Source organism: Qipengyuania algicida (genome assembly GCF_009828025.1).
Lineage (GTDB): Bacteria > Pseudomonadota > Alphaproteobacteria > Sphingomonadales > Sphingomonadaceae > Qipengyuania > Qipengyuania algicida.
On the sequence record NZ_WTYA01000007.1, the window covers coordinates 141,154 to 154,870 of the forward strand.

The 13,717-nt window shown below is 62.4% G+C and carries 11 protein-coding genes and 1 tRNA gene; 6 read left to right on the forward strand and 6 right to left on the reverse strand.

Annotated features, from left to right (window positions below; genetic code table 11):
• Positions 1-16: 16 nt before the first annotated feature.
• Positions 17-337, forward strand: a complete 321-nt coding sequence (trxA, locus tag GRI58_RS10415; RefSeq protein WP_160753528.1) for a thioredoxin — start codon at positions 17-19, stop codon at positions 335-337.
• On the opposite strand, the gene GRI58_RS10420 is transcribed toward trxA, so the two are convergent.
• Together GRI58_RS10420 and argJ are read right to left on the reverse strand one after the other, a co-directional pair.
• Positions 334-1,113 (reverse strand): inositol monophosphatase family protein, encoded by a 780-nt coding sequence (locus GRI58_RS10420; protein WP_160753529.1) that lies wholly within the window; start codon positions 1,111-1,113, stop codon positions 334-336. The genes trxA and GRI58_RS10420 overlap by 4 nt on opposite strands.
• Positions 1,114-1,136: 23 nt before the next feature.
• Positions 1,137-2,363, reverse strand: coding sequence for a bifunctional glutamate N-acetyltransferase/amino-acid acetyltransferase ArgJ (gene argJ / locus GRI58_RS10425; RefSeq protein WP_160753530.1), 1,227 nt, complete (start codon positions 2,361-2,363; stop codon positions 1,137-1,139).
• A 123-nt stretch (positions 2,364-2,486) separates the two neighbouring features.
• Here argJ and GRI58_RS10430 point away from each other — a divergent pair, with 123 nt between their 5' ends.
• The 3 genes from GRI58_RS10430 to secA all read left to right on the forward strand — a co-directional run bounded on the left by GRI58_RS10430 (position 2,487) and on the right by secA (position 6,249).
• On the forward strand, positions 2,487-3,026 hold the full coding sequence (locus tag GRI58_RS10430; RefSeq protein ID WP_160753531.1) for a TonB family protein: 540 nt from the start codon (positions 2,487-2,489) through the stop codon (positions 3,024-3,026).
• Between the two features lie 85 nt (positions 3,027-3,111).
• A complete protein-coding gene (locus tag GRI58_RS10435) occupies positions 3,112-3,384 on the forward strand; it encodes a hypothetical protein (protein WP_160753532.1) in 273 nt (90 codons plus the stop codon).
• A 96-nt stretch (positions 3,385-3,480) separates the two neighbouring features.
• The gene (gene secA, locus GRI58_RS10440) at positions 3,481-6,249 is read left to right on the forward strand and encodes a preprotein translocase subunit SecA (RefSeq protein WP_160753533.1); all 2,769 of its coding nucleotides are present in this window, start codon (positions 3,481-3,483) and stop codon (positions 6,247-6,249) included.
• Between the two features lie 15 nt (positions 6,250-6,264).
• Here the strand turns inward: secA and GRI58_RS10445 are convergent, their stop codons facing one another.
• Positions 6,265-6,879: a GNAT family N-acetyltransferase gene (locus GRI58_RS10445; RefSeq protein WP_160753534.1), complete on the reverse strand. Its 615-nt coding sequence runs from the start codon at positions 6,877-6,879 to the stop codon at positions 6,265-6,267.
• Positions 6,880-6,935: 56 nt separating this feature from the next.
• Here GRI58_RS10445 and GRI58_RS10450 point away from each other — a divergent pair, with 56 nt between their 5' ends.
• Positions 6,936-7,697 (forward strand): sulfite exporter TauE/SafE family protein, encoded by a 762-nt coding sequence (locus GRI58_RS10450; protein ID WP_160753535.1) that lies wholly within the window; start codon positions 6,936-6,938, stop codon positions 7,695-7,697.
• A gap of 7 nt (positions 7,698-7,704) precedes the next feature.
• Here GRI58_RS10450 and GRI58_RS10455 read toward each other — a convergent pair.
• Both GRI58_RS10455 and GRI58_RS10460 read right to left on the reverse strand, forming a co-directional pair.
• Positions 7,705-7,779 (reverse strand) — tRNA-Asn (locus GRI58_RS10455).
• 87 nt (positions 7,780-7,866) lie between these two features.
• Positions 7,867-8,646, reverse strand: a complete 780-nt coding sequence (locus GRI58_RS10460; RefSeq protein ID WP_160753536.1) for an NAD kinase — start codon at positions 8,644-8,646, stop codon at positions 7,867-7,869.
• A gap of 157 nt (positions 8,647-8,803) precedes the next feature.
• Between GRI58_RS10460 and GRI58_RS10465 the strand changes: the two genes are divergently transcribed.
• Complete coding sequence (locus GRI58_RS10465) at positions 8,804-10,114, forward strand: GGDEF domain-containing phosphodiesterase (RefSeq protein ID WP_160753537.1); 1,311 nt, start codon at positions 8,804-8,806, stop codon at positions 10,112-10,114.
• On the opposite strand, the gene mfd is transcribed toward GRI58_RS10465, so the two are convergent.
• Positions 10,111-13,596 (reverse strand): transcription-repair coupling factor, encoded by a 3,486-nt coding sequence (mfd, locus tag GRI58_RS10470; protein ID WP_160753594.1) that lies wholly within the window; start codon positions 13,594-13,596, stop codon positions 10,111-10,113. The genes GRI58_RS10465 and mfd overlap by 4 nt on opposite strands.
• Positions 13,597-13,717: the final 121 nt, after the last annotated feature.

Genomic DNA, 13,717 nt, shown 5'->3' on the forward strand with positions numbered 1-13,717 from the left:
ATAGAGGAGAAATTCCATGGCGACCGTTGCCGTCACCGATTCCAGTTTCCAGTCCGACGTCCTCGACGCCGGCAAGCCCGTTCTGGTCGATTTCTGGGCCGATTGGTGCGGGCCGTGCAAGATGATCGCCCCCGCGCTGGAAGAGCTGAGCGACGAGCTGGGCGAGAAGGTCACCATCGCCAAGATGGACATCATGGAGAACCCCGAAGTGCCGGGGCAGATGGGCGTGCAGGGCATTCCCTATCTGGTGCTGTTCAAGGACGGCAAACCGGCAGCGCAGATGCGTGGCGCCGCTCCCAAGAGCCAGCTCAAGAGCTGGCTGGAAGGCGAACTCTAGGACAATTGCTCATAACGCGCGGCGAGATCGTCCCACAGGGCGGGGCTCGCTGCGCCGAGCAATCCGGTGCGTTCGATCTCGTCGACGCGATAGGGTGAGCCATCGAGACGCGCGGCCTTGCCGCCTGCTTCGTTAAGCCACAACACCCCCGCCGCATGATCCCAGGCCAGCGTGCGGTTGAATATCGACACGTCGTTTTGGCCCAGCGCGAGACGCGGATATTGTTCGGCCGCACAGCGCGGCGTGTCGACCAGCCGATAATGTGGTGCGACATGGTTGCGGACCATTTCGCGTTCGGCTGGGTCCATGAAAATCGTCGAGATGGCGGCGACGGGTGGTTGCTCGCCGCTCGCTGTCGCTGAAATCCTCTCGCCATCGATGAATGCGCCCTTGCCGCGATGGGCGATGCACAGCCTGTCTGTCAGCACATCGTAGATCCACCCGGTATGCGCTTCGCCCGCCGATGCCATGGCAATCAATATGCCGAATGGCGGCTTTCCTTGCGCGAAATTATGTGTGCCGTCGATCGGGTCGACGATCCAGCAATCGTCCCTGAGCCGTTGCAGAACGGAAGGATCGGCGTGCGCGGCTTCCTCGCCGACGATGGGGAGGCCCGGGATGATGCGTTGAAGGCCTTCTGCCAGCATTTCCTCGGCGAGCCGGTCGGCCACGGTGACGAAATCGTCCTCAGCCTTCTCCATGATCTGGTCCGACGACAGCGACTGGTAATGCGGCAGGATCGCCTCGCGCGAGACTGCACGCAGCAGCTCCTGCATCGATGTGTGCAACGCGTCGGGGCTCACGAGCGATAGTCTGCGTTGATCGCGATATATCCGTGGGTCAGGTCGCAGGTCCACACCTCGGCATGGCCTTCGCCAAGCCCGATATCGACCGCGATATTGATATCCTGCCCCTTGAGGTGAGCGGCCACCGGTGTTTCGTCATAATCAGCCAATGGCTGGCCATCGCGCGCGGTCCATACACCGCCGAACCCGATAGACAGCTTATCGCGATCGGCCGGCTCGCCAGCCTTGCCCACGGCCATCACCACACGTCCCCAATTGGCGTCCTCGCCCGCAATGGCCGTCTTCACCAGCGGAGAATTGGCGATGGCGAGGCCGATGCGGCGGGCGCTGGCGTCACTCTCGGCACCTGTTACCAAAATCGAGATGAACTTGGCCGCACCTTCGCCGTCGCGCACCACAAGCTGTGCAAGATCGAGGCAGACCTGCCTCAGCGCAGCATAGAAGGCGTCTGCACCGGGACTCTCCCAGCTTTCAAGCCGCGCATTGCCCGCCTTGCCGGTGGCGAACAGCAGGACGGTGTCGCTGGTCGAGGTGTCGCTGTCGACAGTGATACAGGAAAAGCTCGTCGCATTGGCCTTTGACAGCATCTCCTGCAGGAAGTCCGGCGCGATCGCGGCATCGGTGAAGATGTAGCCGAGCATGGTCGCCATGTCGGGCGCGATCATGCCGCTGCCCTTGATAATCGCGGCAAGTTCCACGCGCGTCTCGCCGATCATCGCCGAAGCGCCCGCGCCCTTGGCGAAAGTGTCGGTGGTGCCGATGGTTTCGGCAGCTTCCTGCCAGCCGCATGGCTCGGCATTGAATGCTGCGGCAAGCCCTTCGCGCGCCTTGTCCTGCGGCAAGGGCACGCCGATCACCCCGGTGCTGGAGACGAACACATCGCTTGGATTGCAATCGAGATGGGCGGCTGCCTGCGCCATGATCGCTTCGACCGCCTCGCGTCCGCGATAGCCGGTGAAAGCGTTGGAATTGCCCGCATTGACCACAAGCGCGCGCGCTGAGCCGAGCCGAGCCTGCTCGCGCCCCAGCTCGACCTCGCTCGAACAGCAGACATTGCGGGTAAACACCCCGGCAACTGCCGTCCCCTCGGCCAGTTCGGCATAGGTCAGATCGCAGCGATCCCAGGTCTTATAGCGCGCACGGGCAATGCGCAGCGTGACCCCGGCGATCGGCGGGAGATCGGGAAACGGGCGGGCGAGGGGGGAGGGATTAAGGTCCATACGAACCCCTTATCGCCGGACAATAGGGGCAACAATGATTTACAACCGATCCGCTTCGGCTAGTCTGCTTCGATGCGATATTTTCTGTTTGCTAGCATTATGTTCGCGCTGGCTTCACCGGCAGTGGCGAAGGATGAATCGAGTGGACCGACAGCAATCGATCCGGGAAGCTGGGTGCCGTCGGACGATTATCCGCCAGCTGCATTGCATATGAACGCCGAAGGTGCGGTCGGTGTACGCATCAAGGTGGGAGAGGATGGGGTGCCAACCTATTGTGCGGTGCATCGAAGCAGCGGAAATGCAGATCTCGATAAAGCCGCCTGCGATGCGGTGATGCTAAGGGCCAAGTTTAGGCCCGCGACCGATGAGTCAGGCAATCCCGTCCAAAGTGTTTACTCCACCCGCATTGTCTGGAAGCTGGAGGGAGCGCAGACCCCACCGCCGGAAACCGCCGTAAGAGTAACTGCGATTATCGAAATGGACGGAACAGTTACCCATTGCGAAGTCGATGCAACCGGCACTTTGGAAGGCGAAAATGATGATATATGTGCAAAGAAGCCGCATTACCGACCTTTCGTCGGTAAAGATGGCGAGCCGGTGCGCAAACGGATTACCCTCACCACTTCCGTGCATTACGAGGATGTACCCGACGCAGCCGAATGACGATTGTCTCTGTTTGACTGGTTTCGTCGAAAGGTTGATTTCCCGTGCTGGACTAGTCCGACCGCTGTGACTATCTAGGGCGGCAATGTTCCGGCGTATCGTCACCCTGCTTGCCCTGCTCAGCGGCCTCACCGTTTTCGGTGCGCCTGCGCAGGCGGCGTTGACTCAGATGCTGGGCAGCCATGCCGAAGCTAGCCAGAGTTGCGAGCAGGCTCGGGCGGACGATTCGATCGTCCAGCCCAGCCTCCCGCTCGAACACAAGGCCCTGCAGGCTCCATCCGGCATCGCCGGTGCGAGCCTTTCCGACGCGGTCGCCGTTCCGACCGTGCGTTTCGGCATCGACCGCGCTTTCGAATAGCGCGCCGGATTTCATTCCAAGTTACGCACCGGCCCGGCGCGCATTGGCGCGGCAGGGTTGTTTTACCAAGACATTTTCCGCGAAAGCCCCAGTTCCATGTTCAACAATGTCATGAAGTCGTTTTTCGGCTCGTCGAACGATCGTTACGTCAAGTCGATGGGCAAGATCGTCAACCAGATCAATGCTCTCGAACCGCAGATCCAGGCGCTCAGCGACGAGGAGCTGACCGCGCAGACCGCCAAGTTCCGCGCCCAGCTGGACGAGGGCAAGACGCTCGACGACATCATGCCCGAAGCTTTCGCCACCGTGCGCGAGGCATCGATCCGCGTGCTCGGGATGCGCCACTTCGACGTGCAGATGATCGGCGGCATCGTTCTCCATCGCGGCGAAATCGCCGAAATGCGCACGGGTGAGGGCAAGACGCTGGTGGCAACGCTTGCCACCTATCTCAACGCGCTCGAAGGCAAGGGCGTGCACGTGGTGACGGTGAACGACTATCTCGCCAGCCGCGACGCGGAGTGGATGGGACGTCTGCACCAGTTCCTCGGCCTGACCATCGGCGTGGTCGTGCCGAACATGAACGAGTTCGAGAAACGCGACGCCTATAACGCCGACATTACCTACGGCACCAACAACGAGTTCGGCTTCGATTACCTGCGCGACAACATGAAGCACGATCGCGGTGAAATGGTCCAGCGCCCGTTCAATTTCGCGATCGTCGACGAAGTCGATTCGATCCTGATCGATGAAGCGCGTACTCCGCTGATCATCTCCGGCCCGACCGAAGACAAGCAGGATCTGTACATCTCCATCGATGCCATCGTGAAGGACATCGACGAGGAATGGTACGAGGCCGATGAGAAGACCAAGAACATCAGCTGGACCGAAGAGGGCACCGACGCGATCGAGGAGCGGCTGAAGGAGGCCGGGCTGCTCGAGACCGAGAACCTCTACGATGTCGAGAACACGCAGGTCGTGCATCACCTCGACCAGGCCTTGCGCGCGAACATCATGTTCAAGCGCGACACCGATTACATCGTCAAGGACGACAAGGTCATCATCATCGACGAGTTCACCGGGCGCATGATGGACGGTCGCCGCTGGTCGAACGGGTTGCACCAGGCGGTGGAGGCCAAGGAAGGCGTCAAGATCGAGCCGGAAAACCAGACCATGGCATCGATCACCTTCCAGAACTATTTCCGCATGTATCCCAAGCTGTCCGGCATGACCGGCACCGCCGCCACCGAGGCGGGCGAGTTCTGGGAAATCTACAAGCTCAACGTCGCCGAAATCCCGACCAACAAGCCGGTGTCGCGGATCGACGAGGACGATCAGTTCTACAAGAACACGCTCGACAAGTTCGAAGCGATTGCCAAGGCGATCAAGGAAAAGCACGAGATCGGCCAGCCGGTGCTGGTGGGTACGGTGTCGATCGAAAAGAGCGAATTGCTCAGTCAGTTTCTCGATCAGGAAGGCGTCAAGCACGAGGTGCTCAACGCCCGGTTCCACGAACGCGAGGCGCATATCGTGGCGCAGGCGGGCCGTCTTGGCGCGGTGACCATCGCCACCAACATGGCCGGGCGCGGGACCGACATCCAGCTGGGCGGCAATCTCGAATTCCGCATCGACGACGAGCTTGGCGCTATGGCCGAGGACGATCCTCGGCGCCCCGCCGAGTTGGAGCGGATCAAGGCCGAGCTCGCGGCTGAAAAGGCCAAGGTGATCGAGGCGGGCGGATTGTTCGTGCTCGGCACCGAAAGGCACGAATCGCGCCGCATCGACAACCAGTTGCGCGGCCGCTCGGGCCGTCAGGGCGACCCCGGCCTCTCGCGCTTCTACCTGTGCCTCGAAGACGACCTCCTGCGCATCTTCGGGCCGGATACGCTGTTCTCCAAGATGATGAACTCCAACCTCGCCGATGGCGAGGCGATCGGCTCCAAGTGGCTCTCCAAGGCGATCGAGCAGGCGCAGAAGAAGGTCGAATCGCGCAACTTCGAAATGCGCAAGCAGGTGGTCGAATACGACGACGTGATGAACGACCAGCGCAAGGTTGTGTACGACCAGCGCGCCGAGATCATGGATTCCGAAGCGGTCGACGACGTGGTCATCGATATGCGCCATGACACGATCAATGCGATGGTCGGCGAAGCTTGCCCTCCGGGATCGTACCCTGAGCAGTGGAATGTCGAAGGACTGAAGGAACGGCTTGAGGAAGCGCTCGGCCTGACCCCGCCAATCGACGAGTGGATGGAAGAGGACCGGATCGAACCCGAACTGATCGAGGAACGGCTGGTCGCGATGGCCGATGAGCTGATGGACGGCAAGATGTCGCAGGCCGATCCGCAGCAATGGCGGATGTTCGAGAAAAGCCTGCTGTTGCGCTCGCTCGACTTCCACTGGAAAGAACATCTCGCAACGCTCGACGCGCTGCGCCAGGTGGTGTGGCTGCGCGCCCATGCGCAGATGACGCCGATCAACGAATACAAGCAGGAAGCGTTCAGCCTCTTCGAACGGATGCTCGATCAACTGCGCGAGGATGTGACCGGGCAATTGCTCAAGCTGGAGATCATGCAGGCAGCACCCGAGCCGGTGCCGCAGGCGGTTCTGGCCGGCCTGCCCGATTTCCTGACTGGCCATATCGATCCGCTTACGGGGCTGGAAGATTCGGGCGACGGAGACGGCTCGGCACTTCGGCCCGAACTGTTCGGCTCGCTCGCCGGTAGCCCGCGCGCTGCCGTTGGGCCGGGCGGATCGGATACCAATAACCCCTATGCGGCGATGAACATCAGCCGCAATGCGCCATGCCCTTGCGGTTCGGGCAATAAGTACAAGCACTGCCACGGCGCAATGACCGCGGAAGCCTGAGCGCAGACAAAAGCTTCAAAGGGCGCGCGGCTGCCGGAGCATGGCTTCGAGCGGCGGCGCGCCCGCTTCCGCTTCGATCATGCCTATACGCTCGAACCCGCACGAACCGTAAAAGCCGCGATTGGCCGGGTTAGAGTTTTCGAGATAGGCGGGCAGGCCTTCGCGGTCGCAGGCGGTCAGTACCGGGGCGATCAATTTTCGCCCCAGACCCTTGCCCCTCTGCGCCCTACGCACGCCGATGGTGAACAGATAGACATGCGGCATGGTCGGATGCGCCTTCTCCATCGCCGACATGGCGCGATTGGCGCGGGCATAGGCGCCGCGGCTGCTCTTGCCCATGATCGCCCATAACAGGGCGGGTTTTGCGGCAAGCGGCGGCTCGAGGTCGCCGCCGGGCATCATCCACATCGCTGCGCCTGCATCGTAGAGAGTATAGGCAAGCCCACGCGGGCAATAGACATGCCGTGCGAGCGCCCGGAACGCGTTCGCCATCCCGTCGGCCCGTCCGAACAGCCAGCGATTGAACGGATCTTCGCGGAAGGCATCGGCAGTGATGTCGCCGACGTCGTTCGCCCGTTCCTTCGTGGCGCGGACGAGACCTGTTCCGAGGTCAATCGTTTCCGGGCTCATAGCGTGATCCTCCGTCGGGCTGGCGCTCGCAGTGATTGGCCGATAGGAGCGCGTCCATGCTCATCACCGCAGGTATTTTCTTCATCACCGCCGTCCTCTACGCAAGCGTCGGATACGGCGGCGGGTCGACCTATAACGCGGTCCTCGCGATGTCTGGCATAGATTATCGCCTGATGCCGGTGCTGGCGCTCGCCTGCAACATCATCGTGGTGACCGGCGGCTGTATCCGCTTTGCGCGCCTCAACATAATGCCGTGGCGCGGGGCCTTGCTGCTGACCGCGATTGCTGCACCTGCAGCCTTCCTCGGCGGGCTGACCCCGATCGACAAGCACCCCTTCCTGCTGATCCTCGGCGCGAGCCTCGTGGTAACCGGCGTCACCCTGCTGATCCCAGTGCGCAAGGCTTCGACGGAAGGCGCACTGCCGGAGGACGTCGAGCCGACCCGCTATGCGCGTTTCATGCCGCTGTTGGTCGCACCGATCGGTTATCTCGCCGGGCTGGTCGGGATCGGGGGCGGTATCTTCCTTGCGCCCTTCCTGCACCTCGTGCGCTGGAACAACGCGCGCGCGATTGCTGCCACGGCCAGCCTGTTCATCCTCGTGAACTCGCTGTTCGGGCTCGCCGGGCAATTGCTGAAGGGCGGGGCGGACAATCTTTCGACCGCGGTCACGCTGGGCCTGCCTCTGTTGATCGCGGTCGCCATCGGGGGCCAGATCGGCAGCCTGCTGGCCTCGCGCATCTTGCCTGCGACATGGATCCGCTGGCTGACCGCCGCGCTGACCCTGTGGGTCGGCGGGCGCTTGCTGCTGGGCATGTGAAGAAGAATGGCTCCCCGAGTTGGATTCGAACCAACGACCAAGTGATTAACAGTCACCTACTCTACCGCTGAGCTATCGGGGAGCAGCCAAATCGGCAGGGGTGCGCCTATATGGGCGGCGCGCGGCTTTGGCAAGCGGGTGGATGAGCATTTTTTACAAACTGTCGCGATCAGACCAGAAACTGCTCCGCCACAATGCGTTCGTCGAGCGAGTGGCCGGGGTCGAACAGCAAGGTCAGATGGTTGTCCTGCGTCACCCGGATCGTGACATGTTCGATATCGCGCACCTCCTTCTGATCGGCGACGACCGATACGGGCCGCTTCTCCGGTTCCTTGACCGTTAAAGCGACGGAATAGCGGTCCGGCAGTATGGCTCCGCGCCAGCGGCGAGGGCGGAACGGGCTGATCGGGGTCAGCGCCAGCAGGTTCGAATCGAGCGGCAGAATCGGTCCGTTGGCGGAAAGGTTATAAGCGGTCGAACCGGCGGGTGTAGAAACCAGCACCCCGTCGCAGACCAGTTCGTCGATCCGCACCTTGTCGTTGACCGTGATCCTGAGCTTGGCGGTCTGACGCGTTTCGCGCAGCAAAGAGACTTCGTTGATGGCGCAATATTCGTAGCGCGTCCCGTCGCGGGTGGTCGCCTCCATCGTCAAGGGCGCAATTGTGTGGGGGTTAGATTTGGCAACCCGCGTCAGCAGCTTATCGATGATACGGGGGCGGTTCATCAGGAAGCCGACCGTCCCGAGGTTGATGCCATAAACGGGCAGAATGCGGCCCGAATCGAGCATGGCATGGAGCGTCTGGAGCATGAAGCCATCGCCGCCGACTACCACCACGGCTTCCGCATCTTCCATCGGCACCCAGCAATTCAGGGCGCGATATTCGTCGGCGACGGCCTGTGCCTTTTCGCTGTCGGATATCGCCAGTGCGAGGCGTGAAAATTCAGGCATGTATTCCTCGAAACTGTCCCAATTGCGAACTGGCTACCCTTCGCTGGTGGAAAAGGCTATGGCCACCAGGTGATATTGGCAATGCGCAGTGACTCGCCCTGCCAAAAGTGCTGTGAGATCGCTCAATAAAAATCAGGTCGCACAGACAAGGCAATTAATGGCTTCGAAAACCCCCCTTCCGGGCGATCCCTTGACTGGGCTCGCCGATCTCGAACAGGGCAAATCCACCATCGCTGCGTGGCAGCATGAGTGGCCCAGTTCGGCTGGCGTTTGTCCGCTTCATGCTATGCTGATTGCCGTGGGGCGGATCGAGACGGTCAACATCGCCTATGGCGAGCACACCGGCGATGCCGCACTGATCGAAATTGCCCGTCGTATCGACCACTTCGCCGCCGACGAGCTGGAAAGCGCGGCATGGGTCGTGGCGCGCGTAGGCGGCGGAACCTTCCTGGTGGTCGCGCGCGACCGGTGCAGCCGTGAACGCTGGCAATGGTTTGCCGAGGCGCTGGCTGACGCAATTGCAATGCCGATCGCCACACCGATTGATGACAATTCCGTGCGGCTATGGCCGCGTATCGCACTGATGCGCGCGGTTTCTGGCGATACGCCGGACATGATCCTGGATCAGCTCGCGGACGCCTTGCACCGTGCGCGTGAAGAGCGCGGACGCCGGGTGGTGTGGGTGTCGGGCGAACTTGCCCATGTTGCGGTGTCCAACCAGCAGCTTGAGGCGGACATGTTGGCGGCGATCGATCGCGGCGAGATCGAAATCGTGTTCCAGCCGCAATATGCGTTGCCGGATGACGCGCTGATCGGGGCCGAGGCACTGGCGCGCTGGCAGCATCCCGAGATCGGCCGGTTGGGAGCGAATACGCTGTTCACGCTGGCGGAGCGCACTGACCATGTTGCCCAGCTTTCCCGCCACATTGCCGAACGGGCGCTGGCCGAGGCGAGCCGTTGGTCGGCCGACTTGCGCCTATCGATCAACGTGACGCCATCGGACCTCGCGGCGGGCAGCTTCGCTACGGAATTTCTGCAAATGGTCGAGCGCAGCGGCTTTCCCGCCGACCGTTTGACGATCGAGATTACCGAACAGGTCCTGCTGGCCGAACTGGAGCAGGTGACGCGCGCCCTGCGACCACTGAAAGAGGGCGGAATTTCGGTCGCGCTGGATGATTTTGGCGCCGGCTACAGCAATTTCCGCTATCTCAAGATCCTCCCGATCGACATGCTCAAGCTCGACCGTTCGATGGTCGAGGGTATTGCCGATGACGAACGCGATCTGGCGGTGCTGCGCGGGATCACCGCCATGGCGCGGGCACTCGGTCTTGGCATCGTGGCCGAAGGGGTCGAGCAGGACATGCAGAGGACCATCCTCCAGCGCGAAGGGGCGGCCTATTACCAGGGCTTTCTGCGGTCGCTGCCAGTATCCACGGAAGAGTTTCGCAAGCTTGCCGACGCAGCCTAAGCGGCTTCTTTCTTCGACGATTTGCGCAGGATGCCCGACAGTCCTCGGGTGAGCTGGTAGAGCCCGTTGAGGCGGCTTTGCGGATCGCCCCAAGCGCGGTTGATGACCAGCTTCATGTCCGGGCGCAGCTTGGCCGTGCCCTTCAGCCTGTCGACATAGGCGATCAGACCAGCCGGATCGGGGAAATCGTCGCGATGGAACGTGACCAGCGTACCCGCCGCGCCGACATCGATCTTGGCGATATTGGCGGCGATGGCCTGATGCTTGATCTCGATCAGCTTGACGAGGTTGGCCGTGGGCGAGGGCAAGGGGCCGAAGCGGTCGATCATTTCTGCGGCCAGCGCCTCGATCTCGGATTTGCCATCGGCATCGTTGAGGCGGCGATAGAGCGCCATGCGGACGGCCAGATCGGGAATGTAATCCTCTGGGATCATGATCGGCGCATCGACGGTGATTTGCGGGCTGACCGTATCGCGCTTGGGTTCGAGCCCCAGCTCGCCCGCCTTTGCCGCCAGGATCGCGTCTTCCAGCATCGCCTGATAGAGTTCGAAGCCGACTTCCCGGATATGGCCCGATTGCTCGTCGCCGAGCAGATTGCCTGCGCCGCGAATATCGAGATCGTGACTGGCGAGCTGGAATCCTGCGCCGAGGCTGTCGAGATCGCCCAGCACCTTGAGGCGCTTTTCCGCGACCTCGTTGATCTGCGTATCGGCGGGATAGGTGAGATAGGCATAGGCGCGCAGTTTCGAGCGGCCCACACGCCCGCGCAGCTGGTAAAGCTGGGCAAGGCCGAAACGGTCGGCGCGGTGGATGATAATGGTGTTGGCGGCAGGCAGGTCGAGCCCGCTTTCGACGATGGTGGTCGACAGCAGCACATCGTATTTGCCCTCGTAGAAGGCGCTCATCCGCTCCTCGATCTCACCCGGAGCCATCTGACCGTGCGCGGCGACGACCTTCACTTCGGGCACGGCTTCGCGCAGCCATGCCTCCAGCTCGGGCATATCGGAGATGCGCGGGACAACGATGAAGCTCTGGCCACCGCGATGATGCTCGCGCAGCAGCGCTTCGCGCACGACGATCTCGTCCCACTCCATGACGTAGGTCCGCACAGCCAGCCGGTCGACGGGCGGCGTCTGGATAGTGGAGAGTTCGCGCAGCCCCGTCATCGCCATTTGCAGCGTGCGCGGGATCGGCGTGGCGGTCAGCGTCAGCATATGCACGTCGGCGCGCAGCTGTTTGAGTTTTTCCTTGTGGGTGACGCCGAAACGCTGTTCCTCATCGACGATCACGAGACCGAGATCCTTGAACTTGGTCTGTTTCGACAGGATCGCGTGGGTGCCGACCACGATATCGACCTGCCCATTGGCGAGGCCATCGCGGGTTTCCTTTGCCTCTCGCGCAGAGACGAGACGGCTGAGGCGTCCGACCTTGAGCGGGAAGCCCGAAAAGCGGCTCAAGAAATTCTCGAAATGCTGGCGTGCGAGCAGGGTGGTGGGGGCCACCACGGCCACCTGCTGGCCGTTCATCGCCGCAACGAAAGCGGCGCGCAGCGCGACCTCGGTCTTTCCGAAACCAACGTCGCCGCAGACCAGCCGGTCCATCGGCTTGCCGCTTTCTAGGTCCGCCAGCACATCGGCGATGGCGCGGTCCTGATCCTCGGTCTCCTCCCAGGGGAAACGGTCGGCGAACTGGTTGTACGAGCTGTCATCGACGGGGAAGACGGGCGCCTTGCGCAAGGCGCGCGCGGCGGCGGTGCGCAGCAGTTCGCCCGCGATTTCGCGAATGCGTTCCCGCATCTTCGCGCGGCGTCGCTGCCACCCTTCGCCGCCGAGCCGGTCAAGCTGGACGGCGTGCTCGGACGAGCCATAGCGCGAGAGGACATCGATATTCTCGACCGGGATGAACAGCTTGTCCCCGCCTGCATATTCGAGGCGAACGCAGTCATGCGCGCTCTTGCCGACGGTGATCGGTTCGAGGCCGAGATATTTACCGATGCCATGCTCGGTATGCACGACCAGATCGCCGCGATTGAGCGCCGACAGCTCCGCCATGAAGGCATCGGAATCCTTGCGCTTGCGACGCCTGCGGACAAGCCGGTCCCCCAGCACGTCCTGCTCGGTGAGCAATTCCAGCTCGTCGTTGGCGAAGCTGGCGTCGAGCGGCAGGACGATGGCCACCGCCTTGCCCTTGGCCGATTTACCCAGCGCTTCCTGCCAGCTTTCGGCCAGTTGGACCGGCGTGCCCGCTTCCTCGACGATCGAGGCGATGCGCGCACGGCTGCCGACCGAATAGGCGGCGAGCAGTGGTCGCTTGCCGCTTTTCGAGACGGATCTGAGGTGCTCAGCAAGGATCGGATAGACGTTTTCGCCCCGCGCGCGCTCGGGGGCCAAGTCGCGACCCGAGCGGAAACCGAAATCGATCACCGTAGCGCTTTCGGGTTCGGCGAACGCGGTGGCCCGGTGAACGGGCTGCTGGTCCAGTCCCTGCGCAAGTTCCTCGGACGACAGATAAAGTGCCGATGGGGTGAGCGGGCGATAGCTACCCTTGGCTTGCCCGGTCGCGCTCTGGCGTTGTTCGAAATAGTCCGCGATATCGCCCAGCCGTTCCTCGCCCGCCTGCATGGCCGCGATGTCGATGACGCACACGTCTTCCCCGGCGAAATAGTCGAACAGGCTGACCATCTTGTCTTCGAACAGCGGCAGCCAGTGTTCCATCCCGGCAAGGCGACGCCCCTCGCTGACTGCCTCGTACAGCGGATCTTGTGTGGCGGCAGCGCCGAATTGTTCGCGATAACGCCCGCGGAAGCGCTTGATGCTCGCGTCATCCAGCAGGGCTTCGGACGCGGGCAGCAGCAGATGCGACTTGAGCGTACCGGTGCTCATCTGCGTATTGGGATCGAAGGTACGCAGGCTTTCCAGTTCATCGCCGAAGAAATCGAGCCGCAATCCCTGATCGAGCCCACTCGGGAAGATATCGACGATCGAACCGCGGATGGCGAATTCGCCTGCGTCGATCACCGTGTCGGTGCGCGAATAGCCTTGCCGCTTGAGCAGTGCGGCGAGGCTTTCCATGCCGATGTCCATGCCCGGTTTGAACTCGCGCACGGTCTCGCGGATGCGGAAGGGCGTCAGGACGCGCTGGGTGAGCGCGTTGATCGTGGTGACGACCAGTTGGTGTTCGGGCTTGCCCGCCTGCAGTCGGTGCAAAGCGGCAAGCCTTCGCGCGCTGACCGTCAACGCCGGACTCGCACGGTCATAGGGCAGGCAATCCCACGCCGGAAACTCGATTACGTCCAGCTCTGGTGCGAAGTATCGCGCCGCTTCGCTGATCGCGTGCATCGCCGCATCGTCGGGTGCGATGAACACCGCGCGCGAGCGCGCCGCGCGTGCCATATCGGCCATCACCAGCGCCTGCGCTCCGCGCGCAACGGAGGACAGGGTGAGGGGCTTCGTGGCTTCGAGAATGCGAGTGAAATCGGGCATCGTCATCCAAATCGATCAGGCGTGATCGCGTTTCCGCGCAAACACGAAAACCCGCCCGAGTGGTTCGGGCGGGGGCTGGAGTATCCCATTTAGTCGCGCAGGCCCGTCAGGCAAGCCGCGC